The organism is Brachybacterium ginsengisoli (assembly GCF_002407065.1).
GTDB lineage: Bacteria > Actinomycetota > Actinomycetes > Actinomycetales > Dermabacteraceae > Brachybacterium > Brachybacterium ginsengisoli.
Window position 1 is genome coordinate 3376902 of the sequence record NZ_CP023564.1, and the last position, 23314, is coordinate 3400215.

The 23314-nt window shown below is 71.7% G+C and carries 21 protein-coding genes; 13 read left to right on the plus strand and 8 right to left on the minus strand.

The window, feature by feature from the left end:
* Positions 1-2 precede the first annotated feature (2 nt).
* Positions 3-1439: an FAD-dependent oxidoreductase gene (locus CFK41_RS15165; RefSeq protein ID WP_407641123.1), complete on the minus strand. Its 1437-nt coding sequence runs from the start codon at positions 1437-1439 to the stop codon at positions 3-5.
* A gap of 213 nt (positions 1440-1652) precedes the next feature.
* On the opposite strand from CFK41_RS15165, the gene CFK41_RS15170 reads away from it, so the two are divergent.
* Both CFK41_RS15170 and CFK41_RS15175 read left to right on the plus strand, forming a co-directional pair.
* Positions 1653-2111 carry a carboxymuconolactone decarboxylase family protein gene (locus CFK41_RS15170; RefSeq protein WP_169928838.1) on the plus strand — a complete coding sequence of 153 codons (459 nt, stop codon included), beginning with the start codon at positions 1653-1655 and terminating at the stop codon, positions 2109-2111.
* A 91-nt stretch (positions 2112-2202) separates the two neighbouring features.
* On the plus strand, positions 2203-4116 hold the full coding sequence (locus CFK41_RS15175) for a glycoside hydrolase family 15 protein (protein WP_227873303.1): 1914 nt from the start codon (positions 2203-2205) through the stop codon (positions 4114-4116).
* Positions 4117-4263: 147 nt separating this feature from the next.
* Here CFK41_RS15175 and CFK41_RS15180 read toward each other — a convergent pair whose 3' ends face one another.
* Complete coding sequence (locus CFK41_RS15180; protein WP_096800430.1) at positions 4264-4455, minus strand: YbdD/YjiX family protein; 192 nt, start codon at positions 4453-4455, stop codon at positions 4264-4266.
* Positions 4455-6725 (minus strand): carbon starvation CstA family protein, encoded by a 2271-nt coding sequence (locus tag CFK41_RS15185; RefSeq protein ID WP_407641152.1) that lies wholly within the window; start codon positions 6723-6725, stop codon positions 4455-4457. Before CFK41_RS15185 ends, CFK41_RS15180 begins: the two co-directional genes overlap by 1 nt.
* Positions 6726-6862: 137 nt before the next feature.
* On the opposite strand from CFK41_RS15185, the gene CFK41_RS15190 reads away from it, so the two are divergent.
* The 4 genes from CFK41_RS15190 (at position 6863) to CFK41_RS17795 (ending at position 10963) form a co-directional block, all read left to right on the plus strand.
* Positions 6863-7183 (plus strand): DUF3870 domain-containing protein, encoded by a 321-nt coding sequence (locus CFK41_RS15190; protein WP_096800431.1) that lies wholly within the window; start codon positions 6863-6865, stop codon positions 7181-7183.
* A gap of 153 nt (positions 7184-7336) precedes the next feature.
* Positions 7337-8488 (plus strand): DUF819 family protein, encoded by a 1152-nt coding sequence (locus tag CFK41_RS15195; protein WP_096800432.1) that lies wholly within the window; start codon positions 7337-7339, stop codon positions 8486-8488.
* Positions 8485-9696 (plus strand): dipeptide epimerase, encoded by a 1212-nt coding sequence (locus tag CFK41_RS15200; protein ID WP_096800433.1) that lies wholly within the window; start codon positions 8485-8487, stop codon positions 9694-9696. Before CFK41_RS15195 ends, CFK41_RS15200 begins: the two co-directional genes overlap by 4 nt.
* 100 nt (positions 9697-9796) lie before the next feature.
* Positions 9797-10963, plus strand: coding sequence for a C40 family peptidase (locus CFK41_RS17795; RefSeq protein ID WP_151904778.1), 1167 nt, complete (start codon positions 9797-9799; stop codon positions 10961-10963).
* Here CFK41_RS17795 and CFK41_RS15210 read toward each other — a convergent pair.
* On the minus strand, positions 10953-11804 hold the full coding sequence (locus tag CFK41_RS15210; protein ID WP_096800434.1) for a serine hydrolase: 852 nt from the start codon (positions 11802-11804) through the stop codon (positions 10953-10955). The genes CFK41_RS17795 and CFK41_RS15210 overlap by 11 nt on opposite strands.
* Positions 11805-11939: 135 nt before the next feature.
* Between CFK41_RS15210 and CFK41_RS15215 the strand changes: the two genes are divergently transcribed.
* From CFK41_RS15215 to CFK41_RS15245, 7 genes are all read left to right on the plus strand, one after another.
* Positions 11940-12968: a LacI family DNA-binding transcriptional regulator gene (locus CFK41_RS15215; protein ID WP_096800435.1), complete on the plus strand. Its 1029-nt coding sequence runs from the start codon at positions 11940-11942 to the stop codon at positions 12966-12968.
* A gap of 232 nt (positions 12969-13200) precedes the next feature.
* Positions 13201-14511, plus strand: a complete 1311-nt coding sequence (locus tag CFK41_RS15220) for an ABC transporter substrate-binding protein (RefSeq protein ID WP_096800436.1) — start codon at positions 13201-13203, stop codon at positions 14509-14511.
* 83 nt (positions 14512-14594) lie between these two features.
* Positions 14595-15572: a carbohydrate ABC transporter permease gene (locus tag CFK41_RS15225; RefSeq protein ID WP_096800437.1), complete on the plus strand. Its 978-nt coding sequence runs from the start codon at positions 14595-14597 to the stop codon at positions 15570-15572.
* The gene (locus CFK41_RS15230; RefSeq protein ID WP_096800438.1) at positions 15565-16404 is read left to right on the plus strand and encodes a carbohydrate ABC transporter permease; all 840 of its coding nucleotides are present in this window, start codon (positions 15565-15567) and stop codon (positions 16402-16404) included. The genes CFK41_RS15225 and CFK41_RS15230 overlap by 8 nt, the downstream gene beginning before the upstream one ends.
* 68 nt (positions 16405-16472) lie before the next feature.
* Complete coding sequence (locus tag CFK41_RS15235) at positions 16473-17207, plus strand: sugar phosphate isomerase/epimerase family protein (protein ID WP_096800439.1); 735 nt, start codon at positions 16473-16475, stop codon at positions 17205-17207.
* Between the two features lie 61 nt (positions 17208-17268).
* Positions 17269-18399 carry a Gfo/Idh/MocA family protein gene (locus CFK41_RS15240; RefSeq protein ID WP_096800440.1) on the plus strand — a complete coding sequence of 377 codons (1131 nt, stop codon included), beginning with the start codon at positions 17269-17271 and terminating at the stop codon, positions 18397-18399.
* 296 nt (positions 18400-18695) lie between these two features.
* Complete coding sequence (locus CFK41_RS15245; RefSeq protein WP_096800441.1) at positions 18696-19652, plus strand: sugar-binding transcriptional regulator; 957 nt, start codon at positions 18696-18698, stop codon at positions 19650-19652.
* Positions 19653-19670: 18 nt separating this feature from the next.
* Here the strand turns inward: CFK41_RS15245 and CFK41_RS15250 are convergent, their stop codons facing one another.
* The 4 genes from CFK41_RS15250 to CFK41_RS15265 all read right to left on the minus strand — a co-directional run bounded on the left by CFK41_RS15250 (position 19671) and on the right by CFK41_RS15265 (position 23313).
* Complete coding sequence (locus tag CFK41_RS15250) at positions 19671-20159, minus strand: PTS sugar transporter subunit IIA (protein WP_096800442.1); 489 nt, start codon at positions 20157-20159, stop codon at positions 19671-19673.
* On the minus strand, positions 20156-21583 hold the full coding sequence (locus CFK41_RS15255) for a PTS galactitol transporter subunit IIC (RefSeq protein WP_096800443.1): 1428 nt from the start codon (positions 21581-21583) through the stop codon (positions 20156-20158). Before CFK41_RS15255 ends, CFK41_RS15250 begins: the two co-directional genes overlap by 4 nt.
* A gap of 46 nt (positions 21584-21629) precedes the next feature.
* On the minus strand, positions 21630-21905 hold the full coding sequence (locus CFK41_RS15260; protein ID WP_096800444.1) for a PTS sugar transporter subunit IIB: 276 nt from the start codon (positions 21903-21905) through the stop codon (positions 21630-21632).
* A 67-nt stretch (positions 21906-21972) separates the two neighbouring features.
* The gene (locus tag CFK41_RS15265; protein WP_096800445.1) at positions 21973-23313 is read right to left on the minus strand and encodes a dihydrolipoamide acetyltransferase family protein; all 1341 of its coding nucleotides are present in this window, start codon (positions 23311-23313) and stop codon (positions 21973-21975) included.
* Position 23314 lies beyond the last annotated feature (1 nt).

Below are 23314 nucleotides of genomic sequence, written 5' to 3' on the forward strand. Positions count from 1 at the left end.
GCTCACTCCGGCGGGGCGAGCTTCCCGAGCGTCTCGTTGAGCGCCTCGGTCGAGGAGGGGTGGGTCCAGATCCCGTCCCGCAGCTGCGTGGCCGTGGTGCCGGTGCGCATCGCGAGCGCGAGGAGGTTGATGACCTCCTGCGCGTCGACGTGGAAGAGCCGCGCGCCGAGCAGCTGATCGGTCCGCGCGTCGACCACGAGCTTCACGATCCCCCGCGGGTCGCCGACCGCCTTGGGACGGGGCATCGCCTTGATGGTCGCGACCTTCTGGACGGCGACCAGCACATCCCGCCCCTCGGCGAGCGCCTCCCCCTCGGTGAGGCCGACGGCCGCGAGCGGCGGGGTGAGGAAGGTCGTGGTCGGGACCGCGACCCGGTCCGCGGTGCTGCGCGCGCCGTCGCCGGTGAGCTGGGAGAGCACGATGCGGAAGTCGTCGAGCGAGAGGTAGGTGTGCTGGGCGCCGCCGTGCACGTCGCCGATCGCGAACACCCCGTCGGCGCTCGTGCGCAGCCGATCATCGACCACGATCGCGCCGCGCTCGTCGGTCTCGACGCCCGCAGCCTCGAGGCCCAGGCCGTCCGTCGCTGGACGGCGCCCGGTGGCGAGCAGCACGGCCTCGACCTCGAGCCGTCGCTCGGCGTCGCCCACCTGCGCGATCACGCTCGCGGCCGTCGCCCCCTCCTCGATGCGCGTCGCCGAGGCGGAGTGCCACAGCGCGATCCCCTCGCCCTCGAGCACGGCGGCGACCTCGTCGGCGACCTCGTCGTCCTCGTCGGGCAGCAGGCGCTCCCGGCGGTTCAGCACGGTGACCTCCGCGCCGTACCCGGCGAACATCGCGGCGAACTCGAGCCCGATCGGCCCGGCGCCGATGACCGCGAGGCTGCGTGGGAACGGGCTCACGTGCTGGAGCGAGGTGGAGTCGTGGACCCGCGGGAGGTGCGCCCCGGGCAGGTCCGGCCGCACCGGGACCGCGCCGGTGTTCACCACGACCACCGGCGCGGTGACCACGAGCAGATCCTCCCCGCCGGCCACCTCGACCGTCCGCTCCCCGACGAAGCGCGCCCGGCCGTCGATCAGCGTGACCGTGTCGAGATCGGCGAGCATCGCGTGGTTGACCTCGCGCATCGCTCCCACGACGGTGTCCCGGCGGGCCACGGCCCGCCCCCAGAACTGCTGCGGGTCGTCGTCCTCGCGGCGCTGCTCGGCGTCGTGGACGAGGGTCTTGGTGGGCACGCAGCCGATGTTGATGCAGGTCCCGCCGTGCATGGTGTCGAACTGCTCGACCAGGGCGACGCGGGTGCCCGAGGCGGCGAGGGTCGCGGCGAGCGTCTTCCCGCCCTTGCCCCAGCCGATCACGAGCACGTCGACGGCGAGGCGCCCCGTCGTCGACTCCGTCATCGGCTCCGCCGTGTGCTCCGTGGTGTGCTCCGTGGTGCTCATGGGGCCACGGTAGACCGTGGCGATCCCCTCCGCCGGGCCCTCGTCGCCGCGAGGCGGCCTGGTCGGCGGGTCACCGGGACGATTTCCTCGGTGACGTCGGTGCCGTGCGCGCACGGAATGCAGCACCGCAGTGCGGCGGTGCGACGGTGCGGCGGTGCGGTCGGTCGGGGAACCGGGCCCGCTCCCCGGGCCCGACCGCCTATCCTGGCCGCCATGAGCTCGCTGCCCTTCCTGGACCGTTCCCATCCCGACGCCTGGCAGCAGCTGGGGCAGGTGGCCGCCGGCATCGGCACCGCGGCGGGCCGGGCCGGGGTCGCCCGGTCCACCACGGAGCTCATGATTCTCCGCATCTCCCAGCTCAACGGCTGCGCGTACTGCGTCCATGTGCATTCCCGCAAGGCGCTCAGGGCGGGCGTCGCCCAGGAGCGGCTGGCACAGCTTCCCGTGTGGAGGGACTCCCCCTCCTTCGACGAGGTCGAGCGCGCCGCACTCCTGCTCGGCGAGACGCTCACGTTCCTGCCCGACCCCTCGGTGCGCGATCGCGATCTGATCCTGGCCCGCGAGGCGCTGGGGGACGATGCGTTCACCGTCCTGGAGTGGGCCGCGATCCTGATGAACACCTACAACCGTCTGTCGATCGCCTCCCACCACCCCGTGCCGGGCCCCTCCTGATCGGAACCGCGGCCGAGTCCGCGACGGCTCTCCCACCGCACGGTCGTGCGGCGCGCTCGGTGGCCACCGGCACGGTGAGCGATCGGTCGATCTGCGTCCGGGGCGGGCGTCCGCGTGGTGGACTGGGAGCATGACCGGTGCACTCATCGAAGACCACGCCCTGCTGTCCGACCAGCGCGCCTCTGCACTCGTGACGCGGGAGGGAGACATCGACTGGCTGTGCCTGCCGCGCTTCGACTCCGACGCGCTGCTCTGCTCCCTGCTCGGCACCGAGGAGAACGGGCACTGGTCGCTGCGGATCGCCGACGGCGAGGTACTCTCGCGCCGCTACCTCCCCGGCACCATGGTGCTCGAGACGACCTGGCGCTCCCCCACCGGCACGGCGGTGATCACGGAGTTCATGCCGATCACGGAGGCGAGCGGGACCGCCGACGCCGTCGACGAGCCGGTCGCCGCGACCGCCGGCTCGCGTCCGGGCAGCGCCTCCTCGCTGTCCGGCGACCTCCACGATCTCGCCGACCTGGTGCGCGCCGTCGAGTGCGTCGAAGGAGAGGTCGAGGTGGTCCAGGAGCTGAGGATCCGCTTCGAGTACGGGCAGGCGGTGCCGTGGGTGCGCCGCGGCCAGGACGTGGGCGGCGAGGGCGTGCTGATCGCCGTCGCCGGCGGCGACGGGATCGCCCTGCACGGCCCCGCCCTGGTGGGGAAGCATCGCGCGCATCACGGGAGACATCCTCTGCGCGCCGGGGAGACCGCCGCCTGGGTGCTCACCTGGTTCCCGTCCTGGCAGTCGGTCCCTGCCGCACCGGATGTGGAGGCCGCGCTCGCGACCACGGTCGCCGAGTGGTCCCACTGGCTCGGAGCGGTGCGGGTCGAGGAGGAGTACACCGAGCCGGTCACCCGCTCCCTGCTCGTGCTCAAGGCGCTCACCCATCGCCGCACGGGCGGCATCGTCGCCGCCCCCACCACGAGCCTGCCGGAGGACTTCGGCGGAGTGCGCAACTGGGACTACCGCTTCTGCTGGCTGCGCGACGCCGCACTCTCGCTCGAGGCGCTGCTCGCCCACGGTCACGTGGACGCGGCCGCGAGCTGGCGGGACTGGCTGCTGCGGGCGATCGCCGGCGACCCCGAGCGGCTGCAGATCATGTATTCGATCACCGGCGACCGGAATCTGCCCGAGCGCGAGCTCGAGCACCTGCCGGGGTATGCGAGCTCCTCGCCGGTGCGGATCGGCAACGGCGCCGCCGGGCAGTACCAGGCCGATGTGGTGGGCGAGGTGATGATCGCCCTGGCGGCCATGCGGGACGCGGGTCTCGAGGAGACCCGCTGGTCCTGGCCGCTGCAGAAGGCGCTGATCCGCTACACCGAGGACCATCTCGACGACCCGGACCAGGGCATCTGGGAGATGCGCGGGGAACCGGCGTTCTTCACCCACGGCCGGGTGATGGTGTGGGCGACCTTCGACCGCGCGGTACGGGCGGTGCGCGAGCACGGCCTGCCCGCCTCGACCGAGGAGATCTCCCGCTGGGAGCGGCTGCGCGACCAGGTGCGCGAGGAGGTCCTCGAGCAGGGGACGGGTGCCGACGGCGCCTTCACCCAGACCTACGGATCCGCCGAGGTCGATGCGTCGCTGCTGCAGATCCCGCACACCGGCTTCCTGCCGGCCGATGACCCGCACATGCTCGCCACCGTCGCGCGCATCGAGCAGGACCTGCTCACCGAGGGCGGTCTGATCCTGCGCTACCGCACCCAGGGGCAGGACGGCCTGCCCGGGGACGAGCATCCCTTCCTGGTGTGCTGCTTCTGGCTGGTCGAGCAGTACGCCGCCTCCGGCCGGCGGGACGAGGCGGAGGCGCTCCTGCAGACCCTCCTGGCCTGCGGGAACGATCTGCACCTGTTCGCCGAGGAGTTCGACGGCGGGGCCGGGCGCATGGCCGGGAACTTCCCCCAGGCGTTCAGCCACCTGGGGCTGATCCGAGCCGTCGACGCCCTCGCCGCCTCCGCCTGACCCACCGGCCCCACCGGCCCCACCGGCCCCGGCACCCAGTTCTGCGAGCTGAGGACCGATGTCGGTGTGCGCATCGGTCCTCAGCTCGCAGAACTCGGGCAGCCTGGGCAGCCGTGGCAGCCGGGCGGCAGCCGCGGCGGCCCGGCCTCAGCAGCAGCGGCCGCGGGGGTCGCGGTCCTGCTCGGCGTAGCGCATGCGCCAGAACTCGCGCTCGCTGAGCGGTTCGTGCGCGCAGCCGGTCACGTGGTGGTGGGCGAGGTACTTGTCGTAGGCGTCGGAGCCGACGATGCCGCGCGCGAACCGCCGCACCTCCTTCAGCACCTCGATCACCGGCGCCATCAGTGGTGGCCCCCTCCGCCGAGGTCCTTCTCCGGGTGTCGGGTGAAGTACTCGCCCCAGCGTCCCTGCAGCTCCTTCTCCGCCGGGGTGGGCACCATCCCGGCCGGGGCGAAGTACTCGGACTCGATGAACGGGTCCTCGGTGTCCAGCAGGTTCTGGCCGCGCAGCGCCTGCACGGTGCGCCAGATCGCGACGACCATGACGATCAGCGCGCACACCACGAACAGGATCGACAGCGAGCCCTGCACGGCGGTGTTGAACACGACGGTGCGCATGTCCTCCGCCGTGGTGGCCAGGCCCAGACTGGTCTCCCCCGCCGCGAGCGCATCGCGGTAGGCGAGGTGGTTGGCCCAGTAGCCCACCTTCGGGTCCGGGGAGAAGATCTTCAGGAACGAGCCGTACACGGTGATCACGGCGGTGAACACCATCGGCACGGCGATCGCGAGCAGGATCCAGCGGTGGCCCTTGCGGGCGAAGACCACCAGGCAGATGGACAGCGCCACGGCCGCCAGCAGCTGGTTCGCGATGCCGAACAGCGGGAACAGGGTGTTGATGCCGCCCAGCGGATCGAGCACGCCCATCATGAGGATCGATCCCCATCCCAGGACCATCAGCGCGGTGGTCAGCCAGGCGCCGAGCCGCCAGGACGGGTCGCGGAACCGCTTGTTCGCGGAGCCCAGCAGATCGGCGAGCATGAAGCGGGCCACACGGGTGCCGGCGTCGACGCTGGTGAGGATGAACAGCGCCTCGAACATGATGGCGAAGTGGTACCAGAACGCCATCATCCCCGCGCCGCCGACCAGCTTGTGCATGATCCCGGCGAGACCCACGGCGAGCGTGGGGGCACCGCCGGTGCGCGAGACGATCGACTCCTCGCCCACATCCTTCGCGGTCTGCTCGAGCGTCGCGGCGTCGACGTGCACCCCGGTGAGCCCGAGGGAGTTCACGAACTGCGCGGCGCCCTCGGCGGTCCCGCCGGTCGCGGCGGCCGACGAGTTCATCGCGTAGTAGATGCCCTGGTCGATGGAGACCGCCGCGACCAGCGCCATGATCGCCACGAAGGACTCCATGAGCATGCCGCCGTATCCGATCATGCGGGCCTGCGACTCCTTCTCGACGAGCTTCGGGGAGGTGCCCGAGGAGATCATCGCGTGGAACCCGGACAGGGCGCCGCAGGCGATGGTCACGAAGAGGAAGGGGAACAGGGCGCCGGTGAACACGGGCCCGTCGGTGCGGGAGGCGAACTCGCTGACCGCCGGGGACTCGATGACGGGGCGCACCACCACGATCGCGAGCGCGAGCATCACGATCGTGCCGATCTTCATGAAGGTCGAGAGGTAGTCGCGCGGGGCCAGCAGCACCCACACCGGCAGCACCGCGGCGAGGAAGCCGTAGACGATGATGGCGATCGCCAGCCAGGGCCGTTCGATGTGGAAGAGCTCGGCGCCCCAGCCGCTCTCGGCGACCCAGCGACCCGAGATGATCGCGAGCAGCAGCAGCGCGCAGCCGATCACGGAGACCTCGAAGACCTTGCCGGGGCGGAGGTAGCGCAGGTAGAAGCCCATGAAGATCGCGATCGGGATGGTCAGGCCCACGCTCCACACGCCCCAGGCGCTCTCGCCGAGGGCGTTGACGACCACCATGGCGAGGATCGCGACGATGATCAGCATGATCGACAGGGTCGCGATGAACGCGGCGATGCCGCCCACGAGGCCCAGCTCGTCGCGGGCCATCTTGCCCAGCGAGCGGCCGCCGCGGCGCATGGAGACCACCAGCACCAGGAAGTCCTGGACGGCGCCGGCGAGGATCACGCCGACCACGATCCAGATCGTGCCCGGCAGGTAGCCCATCTGCGCGGCGATCACGGGGCCGACGAGGGGCCCGGCTCCGGCGATCGCGGCGAAGTGGTGGCCGAAGAGGATGCGGCGGTCGGTGGGGACGAAGTCCTTGCCGTCGTGCGCGTACTCGGCCGGGGTGGCGCGGCGGTCGTTCGGCCGCACGAGCTTGTCCTCGATGAACTTCCCGTAGAAGCGGTACGCGATGAGGTACGAGCAGACCGCGGCGAACACGAACCAGATCGCGTTGACGCTCTCGCCGCGGTAGACGGCGAGCATGAACCAGCCGGCGCCGCCGAGCAGCGCGATGACCGACCAGATCGCGATCTTCGTCGGCGTCCAGCGGCGGTGGTCGCGCTGCCGGGCGGGGTCGACGTGGGCGGGCGGCGGGGTCTCCGCCTCGGCGCCGGGGACGGGGGTGCTGGACACGGTGATCCTCCTTGATCGACGGCGGTCCGGGGGAAGGTCCGACGCGCCGGGTCCGTTCCCGGTGCGCCATCGGCCCCGATGGTACCGATCCGCCGGGGCGGGAACCGACCACCGCCGCCGTGCGACCTGCCTAGACTCTCCCCATGCCCGGCACCATCTATCTCACCGGCGAGGCGAAGTCCCCGACCAACAACCCGATCACCACGCAGTGGGGGCTTTTCTTCATCGGGCTCGTGGTCGATACTGAGACCCACGTCATCCGCTCAGCGGACTGCACCGCCACGTTGACGCTCACCGTCGAGTTCGTCCGCGAGCTCCTGGTGGGTCGGTCGCTGCTCGAGGATGACGCGCTGGTCGGGACGATCACCGAGAGATACCACGGGTCCTCGCAGAGGGCGCTTGCCACCGCCGTGCGCAACGCCGCCGCGAAGTACCGCGATCTCTCGGCCGCTCCGCCCGCATAATCGAATCCTGCTGCCGCCCGCCCGGTGCCTCACCGCACCGGATCCCGTCGGAAGCACCGTGATCGCACCTGCCCGCAGGTGACGGTCCTCGGTGCTTCCGATTTTTTTGTTCCCGGGCGGCGGTGCTGTCCCTCCCCCTCCCAGGAGACCTCTGTGATCACCGATGGCCTGCTCATGCTCGGCGTCCTGCTCGGACTGTCGTGCGTGCTGATCGTGCTCGAGCGCACCACCGGATGGAAGGTGTTCCGGTTCGTGCCCGGGATGGTCTTCATGTATCTGCTGTGCGCGGGGCTGAACACCGTCGGCGTCTTCGGGCACGACGAGGCCACCCGCGCCCCGATCGCCGAGGTCAAGGACGTCCTGCTGCCGGCGATGATCTTCCTGTTCCTCTTCGGCTGCGACCTGCGCAAGATCATCCGGCTGGGCCCGAAGCTGCTGCTGACGATGTTCGTCGCCTCCGCCTCGCTGTTCGTGGCGATGATCGTGGTGGTCACCGCGTTCCAGAGCGCGCTGCACCCTGAGGCGTGGAAGGTGTTCGGGGCGCTGCTGGCCTCCTGGACGGGCGGCAGCGCGAACATGGTCGCGGTGCAGGACATCCTGCAGGCGCCGGAGAACATCTTCGGCTACGCCCTGATCACCGACACGATCATGTACTCGGTGTGGCTGATGCTGATGTTCGCCTCCGTGGCGATCTCCCCGCGCTTCAACCGCTGGACCAAGGCGGACGTCTCCTACCTCGACGCCCACGCCGGCGAGCACGTCGAGCAGGAGCGGCCGATCACCGTCGCGTCGCTGTCCATCGCCGTGTTCGGCTCGATCCTGGTCTCGACGGCCTCGATCTGGGCCGGCGGGCTGCTGCCCGAGTTCGGGGCGGTCATCAACGGCACCACCTGGTCGATCCTGTTCGTCTCCGTGCTCGGGCTGGTGGTGGCGGTGACGCCGCTGGGCGGCACGGCGGGCACGAGCGAGGTCGCGACGCTGATGCTGTTCGTGGTCATCGGGCAGATCGCCTCCGGCTCCGACTTCTCCGCGCTCACGCAGGCGCCGCTGTACCTGGTGATCGGCGTGATCGTGCTGGCGATCCACGCCGCGATCATGCTGGTGTACGCCAAGATCGCGAAGGTCGAGCTGTTCTCGCTGGCCGTCGCCTCGACCGCGAACGTGGGCGGCATCGCCTCCGCCCCCGTGGTCGCCGCGGCCTTCAACAAGCAGCTGGTCCCGGTGGGCGTGCTGTTCGCGCTGATCGGCTCGTTCATGGGCACCTTCGTGGGCCTCGCCTCCGCACAGATCATGTCGGCGCTGTGAACGGGGCCGAGAGCAGGGCCGAGACCCTCGCCGCCGGAGCGAACCCGCTGCACGTGGTCGCGGTGCGCTGGCACCGCCATCGCGCCCCGCTGCTGCGCCCCTTCGTCACCGCCGCCCGGCGCACCGAGGCGGTCGAGTACGTGGTCGCGGAGGTGGAGCTGGAGGGCGGCGTGCGCGGCCAGGGCTCCGCGGCGGAGACCCGCGCGGTCACCGGCGAGTCCGCGAGCAGCATCGCCGCCGCGCTGGACGGCCCGCTGCGGGGCGCGGTGGAGGGCGTCACCGACTCCGTGGTCGCCCTCTCGGCTCGGGTCGCCGGAGCACTCGACGGAGCCACCAGCGCGAAGGCCGCGCTCGAGGTGGCCCTCCACGACGCCTGGGCCCGCGCGGCCGGCCGGCCCCTGGTCGAGCTGCTCGGCGGCCGCGTGGCCGACGGGCTGATGAACGACATGACGATCTCGCTCGAGGAGCCCGAGGTGATGGCGGCCCGGGCGCACGAGGCGGTCCGCGCCGGGGAGGAGATCCTCAAGATCAAGCTGGGGCGCGACATCTCCCTGGACCGCGAGCGGCTGGCCGCGGTGGTCGAGGCCGCTCCCCGGGCCCGGCTGCGGCTGGACGCCAACCAGGGCTGGGACCCCGAGCAGGCGATCGAGATCATCGCCGGCTTCACGGCCGACGCCCTCCCGATCGACCTGGTCGAGCAGCCCGTCGCCGCCGCCAATCTCGAGGGCCTCGCCCGGGTCACCGCCGCGGTGGACGTGCCGATCATGGCCGACGAGGCGGTGTGGACCGCCGAGGATGCCCGGCGCCTGGTCGACGCCGGGGCCTGCGATCTGCTGAACATCAAGCTCGCCAAGACCGGCGGGCTGCGCGGGGCGCTCGCGATCGCGGACGTCGCCCAGCAGGCGGGGATCGAGTGCATGATCGGCTCGATGATGGAGCCGCGGATCTCGATCACCGCCGCCGCGCATCTCGCGATCGCCCATCCGGCGATCACGATGATCGATCTGGACCCGCCGGCCTGGTTCGCCTCCGACGTCCCCGGGGGCGGGTACGTCCAGGAGGGCGCCTGGCTGCGCCTCACGGGCGGGCCCGGGCTGGGACTGGGGCTGCTGGATCCGGGGACCGACGCCGACCCCGCGGCCGACGCCTCCGCCGAGAAGATCTCCGTCAGGGGTGACGTCTCCTCGACGCCAGGGGGTGGTCGCTGAGCATCCACCCGCACTCCGGCCGGCGGCCCCACCGACAGCGGCCGCCGGCCCGCCCAGGATCACCGGCCCGCTCTCTGCGGGACCCGACGAAGGAGCTCGCATGACCTCGCACCGCCCTGACCCCCGTCTCCCCCGCGCCGCCCGCAGCCTGTCCCGACGGGACGGTCTGCGCCTGGCCGCGACCGGCACCGCCGGGCTCGCCGTCGCGGGCCTCGGCGGGCTGGCTCCCGCCCTGGCCGATGGCGGCAGCGGGGCCGCGGCAGCTGCACCCGCCGGCGTGCACGTCGGCCGCACCGGGACCGCGCCCGCCGCAGGTGCCGGCATCGAGCCCGGCGCCGTCGCGCACGTCGCCGTCACCGCGACCACGCTGTGGGTCGAGCCGGACACCGCCCGGCCCGGCATCGACGACCCCTCGCTGACCACGCCTGTGGACCTCGACGCCTGGAACGCGAACATGCAGGACACCGAGACCAGGCGCTGGCTCACCGGCGAGCTCGAGTCGCAGGCGGTGCTGGGCAGCGAGGTGATCGTCGACGAGATCGCCGGCGACTGGGCCCACATCGTGGTCACCGCCCAGGGCACCCCGCGCGACCCCCGCGGCTACCCGGGCTGGGTGCCGCGCATCCATCTCGTGGCGGACCCGGAGTTCGCCGCCCTCGCCGCCTCCTCCCCGACCGCCACGGTCACGGCCCTGACCAGCACGCTCAGCGGCTCCCCCGCGGGCACGCATCCCGGGATCGACGTCTCCTTCGACACGATCCTGCCGGTGCTGGGTCGCACCGGCCGCTCCGTGCGGGTGGCCGTCCCCGGGGCTGCCCCCGCGCACCTGCCCGTCGACGACGTGGTGGTGCGCGAGCTGGGCGAGACCCCGCCGCAGCCCAGCGCCGAGGACATCATCGCCACGGGTGAGAGGTTCCTGGGGCTGCGCTACCTGTGGGCCGGGGTGAGCGCGTACGGCTTCGACTGCTCCGGCTACACGTACACGCTGTTCCACCACCACGGCATCACGATCGACCGCGACGCCGGGGACCAGATGCGCCACTCCGACCTCGAGCCGGTGGAACGGGAGGACCTTCAGCCCGGTGACCTGGTGTTCTTCGCGAGCGAGCCGGGCGGCGACTCGATCCGGCACGTCGCCCTGTACGTGGGCGACGACCTCATCATGCAGGCCCCCAACGCCTCCCGCAGCGTGGAGATCATGTCGCTGACCGAGTACGACCCGATCGGCGAGTACGCGGGCGCGCGCCGGGTGGCCCTCAGACGCTGACCTCGGGCAGCAGGTCCCGCACGAGGCCCGTGATGCGGGCGTCGGCGGCCGACGGCTCCAGGCCCGCCGTCATCACGGCGAGCACGCGCAGGCCGGGCCCGTCGGGGTCGCCGACGAACGCGACGTCGTGGCGGTAGCCGTCGACCCAGCCGGACTTCGAGCCGTGGTCGACCCCGGGGCGCAGCGCGGTCGCGATCACCGGGATCTGCTGCGCGCGCAGCGCGGAGAGCGCCAGGGTGCGCGAGGCCGGCAAGAGGGGCGTCGCCGGCACGAGGGGCGCCGCGCCCTCCGTCGCACCCTCCCCCGCGTCCCCGCTCCCGGCGCCGCGCACAGCGGCGAGCAGGGTGGCGGCCAGATCCGCCGCGCCGGTCTCGTTGGTCGCGCCGGCGGCGAGCGCGGAGGCGTCGCCGATCAGCCGCTCGACGCGCGTGGAGCGCAGTCCCAGCTGCGCGATCATCTCTGCGACGGCGTCGAGACCCACCAGCTCGATCACGTGGTCGGTGGCCTCGTTGCTGGAGCGGTCGATCATGCGCCGCAGCAGCTCCGCCACCTCGATCCCGGCTCCCTCCGCCGGATGCGTGGGGTCGAGATGGTCACCGCCCAGGGTGAAGGGCACCCCGTCGGCCCCGAGGAAGGTGCGCGTCGCCGGGACCGACGCGGCGAGGTCGATCCGACCCTCCTCGGCGGCCTCGAGCGCGGCCAGCAGGACGTGCAGCTTGATCGTGCTCGCGGCGTAGTACGGGCGATCTGCCCCGTGCGCGGAGAGCACCCGTCCCTGCGCATCCAGCAGGCAGTGCGAGACGGAGACCTGGTCCGGGGCGGCCGCGGTGGGAAGCGTCATCCTCCGACCCTACGGCGGGCGGTCCAGTCCTGGGACCTATCATGTGCGCAACCTGGCCGCGGCGCGCACCTGTGCGACGTCCGCGCCGGTCCACGCCCTGCCCCGGCCTCGCCGCCGCCGACCCGGAAGCGCCCCATGCCGCGGAAACCTCATCGCCCGACCGTCGCCACGATCGCCCGTGACCTCGGGATCTCCCCTGCCACGGTGAGCTACGCACTCAACGACAAGCCCGGGGTGAGCGCGGCGACGCGGGAGCGGGTGCTCGAGCACGCGCGCGAGGTGGGATGGACCCCGCACTCGGGGGCCCAGGCGCTGCGCCGTGGCCGGAGCGGGAACATCGGACTGGTGCTGGTGCGCGACCCGGAGGAGCTCTCCCGCGAGCCGTTCTACTCGGCCGTCACCGCGGGCATCGAGTCGGCGACCAGCGCCCACAGCTATGAGCTGCTGATCCGCTTCGTGCGCGGCGGCGCGGATGACGAGATCGAGGTGTTCCGCACCTGGGCCCACCAGCGGCGCGTGGACGGGGTGGTGCTGCTGGACATCGCCGAGGACGACCACCGCCCGGCGGTCCTGGAGTCCGTGTCGCTGGACTTCGCGGTGCTCGGCCACTATGAGGGCCCCGAGGACTACGTGCAGGTGACGACCGCGGAGCCCGACGACGCCGCCACGGTGGTCGAGCACATCGTGGACACCGGCTACGACGGCTGCCTGCAGCTCACGGGTCCGGTCCAGTTCGCGCACGAGCGGCGGCGCCTGGACCTGCTGCGCCGGCTGTGCGCGGAGCACGGCATCCCCCATCAGCACATCCCCGGCGCCTACACCGCCGACTCCGGCTACCGCGCCCTCCTGGAGGCCGACCACGATCTCAGCTCGCGCCCCGCGGTCGTCGCCTCGAGCGATCTGATCGCGTTGGGAGCCCTGCGCGCGGCCGCCGCTGAAGGGCTGGAGGTTCCCCGCGATCTGGGCCTGGTGAGCTGGGACGACTCGCTCATCGCCGAGGTCGCGGCACCGGGGATCACGGCCCTGAACCGTCGCCCCTTCGACATGGGCCGCACCGCCGGAGACCTGCTGGTGCAGAAGATCGAGGGGCGGGTCCCGGGCGGCAGCAGCTGCGGGAACACCCCGGCGACGCTCGTGCACCGGGCCTCGACCGCCCGCCGCTGAGCGGCCGACGTCGGCGCGACCGCACGGCGGTCACGCCTCCCGGACAGGCGTGACCGCTCCGTGACCTCCCCTCGTTGACAGCGCCCTCCCACCCCCGCCATACTCACCGAATCGATTAAGTTTCGAATCGATTAAGTAGTGCGCTCCGGGTCCACGACGACCCGAGCGGCAACCCCTCGTTGATCCCTCTCGGCGACCGCTCATCGAAGACGGCGCACCAAGGAGCCCCCCGATGCGACGACGCACCCTTCTGTCCGCCGCCCCTCTCGCCGCCGTGACCGCCGCGGGCCTCGCCGCCTGCGGCTCCGGCTCGGGCGGCGGCGGGTCCGACGACTCCCCCGACTCGCTCACCTACTGGGCCTCCAACCAGGGCACCAGCCTCGAGAACGACAAGGAGGTGCTCACCCCCGTCCTGAAGAAGTTCACCGAGGAGTCCGGCATCGAGGTGTCCCTCGAGGTCATCGGCTGGGCCGATCTCCAGACCCGCATCCAGACCGCGATCACCTCCGGGCAGGGCCCGGACGTGCTCAACATCGGCAACACCTGGGGCGTGAGCCTGCAGGCCACCGGCGGGCTGCTCGAGCTGGGCGATGCGGAGTTCGAGGCGCTCGGCGGCCGCGATCGCTACGTCGAGGCGGCTCTCGCCACCGGCGGCGCGGTGGACACCGCCCCCACCTCGATCCCGCTGTACGGCCTGGCCTACGGGATGTACTACAACGTGAAGATGTTCGAGGACGCCGGCATCGAGCCCCCCACCACCTGGGAGGAGATGGTCGAGGCCGCGAAGAAGCTCACCGATCCGGACAAGGACGTGTACGGCATGTCCCTCGCCGCGGGCTCGTACACCGAGAACAACCACTTCGCCTTCATCAACGCCACCCAGAACGGCGCCGCCCTGAACAGCGAGGACGGCAAGCCCACCTCCACCGAGGACGGCGTGGTCGACGGGATCCTGCGCTACCTGGACCTCATGCAGGAGCACAAGGTCGTCAATCCCTCCAATGCGCAGTTCGACAACGGCACCAAGTCCGTCACCGCCTTCGCCAACAAGCAGGCGGCGATGATCATCAACCAGAACAACGCCAACGCCACCATCGAGTCCCAGGGCATGAAGCCCGAGGAGTTCAAGGCGATCCCCTTCCCCGCCCCGGCCGACGCCGTGGACGACTGCGCCTCGCACCTGGCCGGCATCAACCTGGCCGCCATGGCGGACACCGACAACCGCGACGGCGCCCTGGCGTTCCTGAAGTTCATGACCTCGCCGGAGACCCAGGCCGAGCTCGGCAAGCCCTTCGCCTCGCTGCCCGTGCTGGTGGACGGCGAGCCCACCTTCACCGAGGACTCCGAGCAGGCGGACATGTTCATGGAGGTCTACTCCGAGCGCTCCGCCCCGCTCCCGCTGGTGCCGTGGGAGGACCAGTTCGAGACCACCGTCGGCCAGGCGATGAACTCGATGTTCGCGACCATCGCCACCGGCGGGAAGGTCACCCGCGAGGACGTCCTCACCGCGATGCAGACGGCCCAGGACTCCATCCGCGCCTGAGCGCCCGCCGGCCGAGGGGCGGGGACCCACCACGGTCCCCGCCCCGTCGGCCGCTCCGATCCGCTCCCCTCCGAAGGACCCCCATGACCCTCACCTCCCGTTCCGGGACCTCGGCCCCCGCGCCGACCTCCGGACCCCCTCCGACGCCCCGCCGCACGAAGCGCACCTGGTTCCCGTACCTGATCCTGCTGCCCGCCGTGGTGCTGGAGGTGCTGATCCACATCGTCCCGATGGTGACCGGCTTCTGGATGAGCTTCGTGGAACTCACGAAGTTCTTCATCCGCCGCTGGACCGAAGCGCCCTTCGCGGGTCTGGAGAACTACCGGATCGCCGTCGACGTCAACACCCCGATCGGCCAGGAGCTGCTGAACTCCTTCCTGGTCACCGTGGCCTTCACGATCCTGGTGGTAGGGCTGAGCTGGGGCCTGGGCATGGCGGCCGCGGTCGCCCTGCAGCGTCCCTTCCGGGGTCGCGGCGTGTTCCGCACCCTGTTCCTCATCCCCTATGCGCTGCCCCTGTACGCCGCGGTGATCACCTGGAACTTCATGCTCCAGCGCGACACCGGCGTCATCAACCACATCCTCGTGGACCAGCTCGGCCTGGTCGACGCGGCGCCCTTCTGGCTCATCGGCGACAACGCCTTCGTCTCCGTCGTGGTGGTCGCGGTATGGCGCATGTGGCCCTTCGCCTTCCTCATGTTCATGGCCGGGCTGCAGTCGATCCCGGGCGAGCTCTACGAGGCCAGCGCCATGGACGGCGCGACCCCGCTGCGCCAGTGGCGCGCCGTCACCCTGCCGATGCTCGCCCCGGTCAACCAGACGATGCTGCTGGTCATGTTCCTGTGGGTGTTCAACGACTTCAACACCCCGTACATCCTGTTCGGCACCGCCCAGCCCCCTGCCGGCAACCTCATCAGCTTCCACATCTACAACGCCTCGTTCCTGTCCTGGGACTTCGGCGTGGGCAGCGCGATGAGCGTCCTGCTGCTGCTGTTCCTGCTGCTGGTGTCGATGCTCTACCTGTACTTCACCCAGTGGAGGAAGGAGTCCACCCATGCGTGAGACCGTCGGAGAGAAGATCTTCCGCGTCGTCGTGATCACCGGCCTCGGCCTGTTCGTGCTGCTGCCGCTGTACGTCATGATCACCACGAGCTTCAAGCCCCTCGGTGACGTGCAGGCCGGGTTCACCTGGCTGCCCAGCCGCATCACCATCGCCCCCTTCATCGAGATGTGGTCGACGGTCCCGCTCGCGCGGTACTTCATGAACTCGCTCGTGGTCACCTCGGTGGCGACCCTGTTCAGCGTGCTGGTGGCGATCTTCGCCGCCTACGCCGTCTCGCGCTGGCGCTTCCGGGGCCGCAACGCCTTCATGACCTCGGTGCTGTCCACCCAGATGTTCCCCGGCGTGCTGTTCCTGCTGCCGCTATACCTGATCTTCGTCAACATCGACACCACCTTCGGGGTGCCGCTGGTGGGCACGAGGATCGGCCTGATCATCACCTACCTGACCTTCTCCCTGCCCTTCTCGATCTGGATGCTCGCCGGCTACTTCGACGGCATCCCCCAGGAGCTGGACCAGGCGGGCAAGGTGGACGGCGCCGGCAACCTCACCATCCTGCTGCGGATCATCCTGCCCGCGGCGCGGCCCGGCATCGTGGCCGTCGCGATCTACGCGTTCATGACGGCCTGGGGCGAGGTCCTCTTCGCCTCGGTGCTGACCACCGAGGAGACCCGCACCCTCGCCGTCGGCCTGCGTCAGTACGCCACGCAGACCAACGTGTACTGGAACCAGATCCTCGCCGCGTCCATCGCGGTGTCGATCCCGGTGGTCGTCGGCTTCCTGATGATGCAGAAGAACTTCGTCGCCGGCCTCACCGCCGGCGCCGTGAAATGATCACTCCCGGAACAGCGCTTTCCTGCTCCGGGAGAACGACCTCCCGGCCTGATCCCGAAAGGCACCAGATGGAGATCTCCGTCCAGATGTACAGCGTGCGCGAAGCGCTCGCGACCGACGTCCAGGGCACCGTGCGGCGCCTGGTCGACCTCGGCCTCACCCACGCCGAGCCCTTCAACCTGCTGGAGCACCGCGACGAGCTGGTGCGTGCGCGCCAGAGCTTCCCGATCGACTTCCCCAGCGCCCACCAGTCCTTCCTCGGGGACGGCGACTTCACCGCCGTGCTCGACGCGGCACGCGCCGTCGGCGTGCAGTACCTCGTGGATCCGTCCTCGGACCCCGAGATCTGGAAGGACGCGGGCACGGTGCGGGCCCTCGCCGACACCCTCAACCAGCGGGCGGAGGTCGCCGCCGAGGCGGGGATCCGCGTGGGCTATCACAACCACGCCGCCGAGCTCGTCGCCCAGCTGGAGGGCCGCAGCGCGCTCGAGGTCTTCGCCGACGCCCTGGACCCCCAGGTGATCCTCGAGGTCGACACCTACTGGGCCGCCGTCGGCGGGGCCGACGTCCCCACCCTGCTGGGCCGCCTCGGCGACCGCGTCCAGCTGGTCCACCTCAAGGACGGCGACCTCACCGAGGACGCCTCCTCCCAGCTCCCGCTCGGCGCCGGCGCGATGCCTCTGGTGGACACTCTGGAGGCCGCCTCCGGCGTCGCCTACGGTGTGATCGAGTTCGACGACTACGCCGGTGACATGTTCGAGGGCATCGCCGCCTCGATCGAGCACCTCCGCGCCGTCCTCTGACCCGGCATCCGCCGCCGCATCACCCTCTGACCTCAGCTACCGCACCACGAAGGGCATCACCATGACCTCCCAGACCCGCACCGGACGCGTCGGCGTCGGCCTCATCGGCGCCGGCACCATCTCCGACCAGTACCTCACCCACCTCACCTCCTTCCCGGACCTCGAGGTGCACATCGTGGGCGACCTCCTGCCCGAGGCCGCCGCCGCCCGGGCCGCCGAGTACGGCATCCCCGCCTCCGGCACCGCCCAGGACGTGCTGGACCACCCCGACGTGGAGATCGTGGTCAACCTGACCATCCCCACCGCCCACGCCGAGGTCTCCCGCGCCATCGTCGCGGCCGGCAAGCACGTGTGGACCGAGAAGCCGATCACGACCGACCCGGCCGACGCGAAGGACCTGCTCGCCGCGGCCGAGGCCGCCGGGGTGCGGGTGGGCGGCGCGCCCGACACCGTGTACGGCGCCGGCATCCAGACCGCGCTGCGCACCCTGCGCAGCGGCGAGATCGGCACCCCGGCCAGCGCGCTGACCCTGTTCCAGACCCCCGGCCCGGAGTCCTGGCACCCGAACCCCGCCTTCCTCTTCCAGGAGGGCGCGGGCCCGCTGTACGACATCGCGCCCTACTACACGACCACCCTCGTGCTCGCGCTGGGCCCTGTCGTCTCCGTGAGCGCCGTGGGCTCCAAGGCCCGCGAGCAGCGGACCATCGGCTCGGGCCCCAAGGCCGGCGAGGTCTTCGACGTCACCGTGCCCACGCAGGTCGCGGCGCTGCTCCGCTTCGCCTCCGGCCAGAACGCGACCGTGCTGCTGAGCTTCGACTCCCCGAACACCCGCGCCGGCTTCGTCGAGGTCTACGGCACCGAGGCGACCCTCGCGTTCCCGGACCCGAACGTCTTCGACGGCGACTCGGCCCTGACCCCCTACCGCGCCGAGAGCTCCACCCCGGTGCCCGCCACGGGCCCCGTCACCGGTCGCGGACTGGGCGTGCTGGAGATGGCCCGCGCGATCCGCGCCGGCGTGCCCCACCGCGCGCAGGGCGAGATCGCCGCGCACGTCCTGGACATCATGGTCGCGATCGAGACCGCGATCGCCGAGGACAAGATCGTGCAGATCGACTCGCGCTTCGACGAGGTCGAGCCGATCCCGGCCGACTTCGACCCCTTCGCCTCGACCCTCGAGCCCACCCAGGCCTGAGGCCCGGCGCCTGGCGGGCCCCGAGGCCGGCGCCCGCCGGCGCCCAGCGAGTTCTGTCCCGGAATGACCGATGCGGAGCCTCGCATCGGTCGTTCCGGGACATTTCTGCACCAGCGCGGGCCCGGCGCACGGCCGTACGCACCGGCCGCACGCTCCGACCGCACGCACCGGCCGCACGCTCCGACCGCACGCACCGGCCGCACGCTCCGACCGCACGCTCCGGCCGGGGCGTTGCGTAGTCTGGATCCCTGCCCGGCGGTCGCGCCGCGGCCACGATCCCATTCCGAGGAGACCCGATGCCCGCCGCTCGCGACATCAGCCTGATCGTGAGCGTCGCGCGCCTCTACTACGACAGGGGGTTCTCGCAGTCCCAGGTGGCGAGCGAGCTGAACCTGTCGCGCTCGAACGTCTCCCGGATCCTCTCCCAGGCCAAGGAGCGCGGGATCGTGGAGATCATCATCCACGACCCCTCCGGGCCGCCGCAGCGGGTCGCCACCCTCGAGCAGGGGCTCCGGGCGGAGTACGGCCTGCGGGACGTGCACGTCGTCTCGGCGACGCCGTCGTCCGCCGCCGAGGTCACCGCCCGGCAGGGCGCGGCGGTCCTCTCCGACCGCCTGCCCGGGGTGAGCCGCGTCGGCGTCTCGTGGGGGCAGGCGGTGCAGAGCGTCATCGACCACCTCGACCAGCAGGAGCTGCACCCGGTGCCGGAGCTGCTGCCCCTCGTGGGCGGGCTCAGCGCCCTCGACCAACTGGCCTCCGGGGAGTCGGTGCTGCGGGCCCTGGCCTCCAAGCTCGGCTCCCGGCCGCTCACCCTCTACGCCCCGGCGGTGCTCGAATCCGCCGAGACCGTGCGGAGCCTGCGCACCGAGTCGAGCATCGCCTCGGTGCTCGAGGCCGCCGCCACGGTCGAGCTGGCGCTGGTGGGCATCGGGTCGGCCGGCGTCCACTCCTCGGTGCACATCATGGAGCGGATGAAGCTCTCCGCCGCCGAGCAGCGCCTCGTCGAGGAGCAGCGCCCCGTGGGCGACATCTGCGCCCGGATGGTCGACGCCGACGGCCGCCCCGTCGGCCCGCCCGCCGACGAGCGCGTGCTCGCCGTGACCTTCGACGAGCTGCGCGCGATCCCCGAGGTGATCGGGGTGGTCTTCGGGGTGGAGAAGGCCCCGGGGGTCAGCGGGGTGCTGCGCAGCGGCGTGCTGGACACGGTGGTGCTGGACGAGCACCTCGCCCGGCGCCTGCTGCCGTCGAGCTGACCCCGCCCGGCCCGCCCGTCACCCGGCGAGCCAGTCCCGGGCCCGCCTCTCGAGATCCGCATCATCGGTGGCGGCGAGCATGTCCCGCACCGCCTGCGGTTCCTGGAGGCGCGCCACCAGGTTCTGCAGGGCCGCGAGCTGGCTGTGGGCATCCGCGAGCACGAGCATGACGATCAGCTCCGCCCAGATGGTGCGCTCCCCGGAGGAGCCGATCTCGCCGAACACCACCGGCTCCTTCGGAACCGCGATCGCGAAGCCCGGGGTGATCACATGCTCCGGATCGGTGTGCGGGATCGCCGCGGGCACGAGGGTGGGCAGGCCCGTGGGGTGCATCTCCTCGCGCTGCAGCACCGCCGCCTCGAAGGAGTCGGTGACCGCGCCGATCCCCAGCAGCCGGGCGGAGAGCGCGCGCAGGGCGGTCGGGGCATCCTCCGCCTCGAGGCCGACGATCGCGGCCCCGGGCAGGACCGTCGCCCCGGCGCCGCCCTCGGGGGCCGACGCGCTCATGCGCCCGCTCCGCCCTGCTCGACCGCGGCGGCCTCATCCTCCGCACCTGCGAGGGCGCGGCGATCGCGCCGCGTCATCACCACGCGGACCGCGACCACTGCCGCCAGGCAGAGGACGGCCGTGACCAGCACGCCCACGGGCCCCAGCTCCGCCGCGGCGAAGAACAGGCCGGTCAGCGGATTCGCCCCGTCGACCAGCGAGGAGATCGTCGCCTGCCCGTCCTCCAGGGCGAAGCCGGAGTCCACGGCGATGCGGGTGAAGGCCGGAGCGATCCAGGTGGCGATGAACAGCCCGGCCCCGATGAGCACGCCGCCGCCGATCACGGAGCGCACGATGTTCCCACGGAAGATCGGGACCATCACCGCCACGATGAATGGGATGGTCGCGAGGTCCACGAGGGGCAGCACCCGGTTGCCGGCCGGGGAGAGCACCACCGCGATGAGCAGGGTGATGGGCACCAGCAGCAGGGAGGTCGCGATCACCGACGGCTGCCCCACGGCGACCGCGGAGTCCAGGCCGATGTAGAAGGTGCGCCCCGGGAACCGCTTCTGGACGAAGGCGCGGGCGGCCTCCGAGATGGGCATCAGCCCCTCCATGAGGATCGCCACCATCCGCGGCAGCAGGAACATCGCCGCGGCCAGCGAGATCGCGAGGGTGAGGATCGCGGTGGAGTCCTCGGCAGGAGCGTCGAAGCCGTAGCCGAGGATGCCGATGAGGAGCCCCAGCACCAGGCCCATCATGAGCGTCTCCCCGAACAGCCCGAAGCGCTTCTGGATCGCCTCGGGCGTGGCGTCCAGGCTCCGCAGCCCGGGGATGGCGTCGAACACCCGGTTCAGCGGGATCGCGAGCAGTCCGTAGGGCGCCGAGGTGCCGTGCGGGAACGAGATCTCCGGCAGCTGGAAGTACTTCTGCACGATGGGCGCGGTGAGGTCGCCGATGGCGAGGATCAGCGCCAGGTGCACCGCGGCGCTCAGCAGCCCCAGCAGGAAGCTGCCGGTGACCGCGCCCACGAGCGCGCCGATCATCGCGCTGTGCCAGTAGTTCCACAGATCGATGTCGAAGGTCCGGGTGAGGCCGGTCAGCAGGAGCAGCACGTTGACCACCAGTCCGAGCGGGATGATCATCGCCCCGATCGTGGATCCGAAGGCGATCGCGGCGGAAGACGGCCAGCCCACGTCGACCACGTCGAGGGTGACGCCGAGCCCCTCGGCCATCCCGGTGGCCGCGGGGGCCACCTGGGAGCCGAGCAGGCCGATCACGAGGTTGATGCCGATGAAGCCGATGCCGATCGTGACCCCAGCGCGGAAGGACTTCCCGAGCTTCAGTCCGAGCAGGAGGCCGAACAGCGTGATGAGGACCGGCAGGACCACCGACGGTCCGAGGGTGTTGAGATAGCTCGAGATGGGGGCGAGGAACGACTCCACGATGCTCTCCTTTGAGCGGGGAGGGAGGGGAAGGACGGCCGACGGGTCAGCTCAGGGCCCGTGCGATCTCGTCGAGCGTGGCCTCCTGTCCGATGCCGGTGAGCAGCGGCAGCGCCCGGATCACGGGCACCGTGACCGCGGCGGGGACCTCGGTGGTGGCGACGATGAGGTCGGCGTCGACCTCGCCGCCGACGAGGTCCATCACCTTGCCCTGGACGACGCTTGCACCGATGCCCTCCGCCTCGAGGTGCTCGCGGACCTTGGCGGCGACGACGGTGGAGGTCGCGACGCCGGTGCCGCAGATGATGAGGACCTTCTTCATGGGATCTCCTGGGGTGTCGAGGGTGGGACGAGTCCCGGGCCCGCTCCGATCGGTCGATTCTGAGCGCTCACAGCGCCAGCCGCAACGGTTCGTCGAGCATGTCCTGGATCTCCTGGAGCGCTCGCGCGGCGTCGGCGCCGTCGGCCACCCGGTGGTCGATGGTCAGGCCGAGCTCGCAGCTCATCCGTCCGGTGACGGTGCCGTCCTCCCCCACCACCGGGACGAAGCCCACGGTGCCGACGCTGAGCGCCGTCGCCTGGGGCGGGGTGATCAGGGCGTTGAACCGGTCCACGCCCATCCCGCCGAGGTTGGAGACGGTGCCGGTGGCCGGCCCGAACAGGGACGGGTCCACGGTCCCGGCCTTGGCGGAGGCGCCGATCCGACGCACCTCGGCGTCCAGCGCTCGGATGCTCTGGAGGTCCGGTTCGCGCAGCACGGGCACGAGCAGGCCGCCGGGGGTGTCCACGGCGAGCACCACGTCCACCGTGGGGTTGCGTCGCACGCCGCCCTCGGCCCAGGACCCGTTGAGCTGCTCGTTCCCGCGCAGCAGGAGGGCGTAGGCGCGCACCAGCAGGGTGGTCCAGCTGACGCCCTTCAGCACGCCGGTGCGGGCGCGCGCGGCGGTGGAGAGGTCCATCGACCGGAACGCCGTGAACTGCGGGATCAGCGGGGTGGTGGCCATCGCCGCGGCGGTCATCTGGCGGGTGCGGCGCTCGCGCACCGAGCCCAGCAGCTGCTCCGGGGAGGCGTCGACGACGGGAGCGGCGAGCGCTCCCGCTGCGGGCGCCGCGGGCGTGGAGCACGTCGCAGGGCCGGTCGACCCGCCGGTCCCCTGAGTACCGCCCCGCTCGGCGACGTCGACGCGTGCGGCGTCGGTCTCGGCGATCGCCTGCTTGACGTCCTTGACCCGCACCGTGCCGTGGGGACCGGTCGCGGTGAGGGCGCGCAGGTCCAGCCCGTGGTCCCTGGCGAGCTTGCGGGCGAGCGGCACGGCGGGCGGCATCGGGCCGTCGAGCGCCGCCCCCGGGGCGGGCTCGGCGGAATCCGTCGCCGCCCGGCTCGGCGCGGCGACCGGTTCATCCGCCGTGGCGCTCTCGCCGTCGGCGTCGGCGTTCTCTCCGGCCGTCCCGGCACCGCCGCCGAAGAGGTCACCGAGGAGGTCCTCCTCCTCGGAGGCGACCAGCGCGATGTGGGCACCGACCGCGACCACGTCGCCCTCGGCGTGCAGCAGCTTCGCGACCACCCCGGCGGCCGGGGACTCGACCTCCATGTCGACCTTGTCGGTCATCACCACCGCGACCACGTCGCCCTTGGCGATCTGGTCGCCCTCGGCGACCTGCCACTCGGTGATCGTGCCCTCCTCCATGGTCATGGACATCTTGGGCATCGTCAGCGGGATCTCGGCCATG